1 protein-coding gene is annotated in these 1,906 nt (G+C 60.3%); it reads right to left on the reverse strand.

Annotated elements, in window-relative coordinates:
• Positions 1 to 277 precede the first annotated feature (277 nt).
• Positions 278 to 1,612, reverse strand: a complete 1,335-nt coding sequence (gene dnaA, locus IJL83_06090; protein MBQ6553167.1) for a chromosomal replication initiator protein DnaA — start codon at positions 1,610 to 1,612, stop codon at positions 278 to 280.
• Positions 1,613 to 1,906: the final 294 nt, after the last annotated feature.

Raw genomic sequence — 1,906 nt, forward strand, 5'->3', positions numbered from 1 at the left:
CAGGGCTTTTCCCTCCCTCCGTCTTGCCGTCCGCTGACGCGTCCGTCAATCCACCTCCCTCGTCTGAGGGAGGTTCCCCGGCGCGCCGCAAAGCGCTTACGTTTTTGTCATCCTGAGCGAAGCGATGCGAAGCATCGCGCCCGTAGGGACGAGCATTGCTCGTCCGGGGATTGACGCGAAGCCGCCGACGAGGAATCCCCCGCCTTATGCAGCCGTCTGCTAACGATGTGGGATCCCTCGGGCTTCGCCCTCGGGATGACAGGCGTTTCCGCGCGCCTTACTTTCCCTTGATATTCTTGATAATATCGTCCACCGTGTTTCTCAGCTTCGTATTGGTCTTCTTATCCTTCTCGACCTTGCGCAGATAATAAACTATCGTGGAATGGTCCTTGCCGCCGAGCACGTCGCCGATCTTTTTGGTGGAATAATTCGTCGTCTCGTGGAGCACGTACGCGGCGACCTGGCGGGCGAAGGAGACGTCCGCGGTCTGCTTGCGGCCGCATATCTCGTCGACCGGCACGGTGAGCGTGCGGGAGATCTCCTCGAGTATCTTCTCCTCGTCGACGCCGGCCTCGGCGTCCTCGACGATGGTGTCCTTGATGGCGTTCTGCGCCATGGAGAGCGAAAGCGGATCGCCGGAGAGCTTGTGGTAGGCGGAGAGCTTCTTGACGGCGCTCTCGAGCTGGCGGGTGTGGCTCTTCAGGCGGCTGGCGATGAACTCCGCGACTTCGTCGGGGATCTCCAGCCCGAGCAGGCCCGCCTTGCTCTTGACTATCGCGACGCGGGTCTCGTAGTCCGGCTGCTGAATATCCGCGAGCAGCCCCTGCTCGAAGCGGGTGCGCAGGCGGTCGGCAAGCGTCTTCATCTCGTTCGGCTTGCGGTCGGCGGCCATGACGATCTGCTTGTGGCGGTCATAAAGCGTATTGAAGGTGTTGAGGAATTCCTCCTCGGTCGACTGCTTGCCGGCGATGAACTGGATATCGTCGATGAGCAGCACGTCGACGGGGCGGTAGCGGTTGCGGAATTCGGCGCCGCGCCCCGCGCGGAGCAGCTCCAGGAACTCGTTGGTGAAGTCCTCGCAGGTCACGAAGGCGACCTTCAGATCGGGATTGCTGTTCTCGATCTCGTTTTTGATGGCTTTCAGCAGGTGGGTCTTGCCGAGCCCGCTGTCGCCGTAGATGAAAAGCGGGTTGTAAGCGTAGCCGGGGTTGTTGGCGACCGCCAGCGACGCGGCGTGCGCGAATTTGTTGGAGTTGCCGACGATGAAGTTCTCGAAGGTGAATGTGTCCTCCGGCTCGGAGGCGGCTCTGGCGACCTGCTCGATGGGCGAAGTCGGACCCTCCGGCGCGCGCAGGCCCTCCATCTCGTCCTTCGTGACGATGCGGACCTCGCATTCGCGGCCGAGCACCGCCTCGAACGAATCGACGATTGCGTTCATGAAGCGGTTCTTGATTATGTCGCGCTGGTAGGACGAGCTGGTGTATATCACCGCCGCCCCCTCGCGGAAGCCGATGGCTTCGAGATCGCGTATCCACGTCTCGAAGGACGCCTCGCTGATGCGCTGCGCGACCTCTTCCTTGACAAGCTCCCAGATTCTGTCAAAATTCTGCATATGTAAAACCTCCCGGGCGAACTTCGTTCGCAGTGAATAGTGAATAGTTAAGATTGAAGAGAAAGGAGCAAATCGCTCCGCGCTTTGAATTATTGCCGCGCCCGCGCCGTGTTTCTGTCATTCCGAGGAGCCGCGAACGCGCCGACGAGGAATCCCCCGGGCGAACGCAAGGCGTTCGCAGTGATATTGACGCTTCGCGTCAGTGATATTATCGCTCCGCGATAGTGATATTGCGGCTTCGCCGCAGTGATATTGACGCTGCGCGTCAGTTAAGGAGCAAATTGCCTGCGGCAA

Source organism: Clostridia bacterium (assembly GCA_017438525.1).
GTDB lineage: Bacteria > Bacillota > Clostridia > Oscillospirales > RGIG8002 > RGIG8002.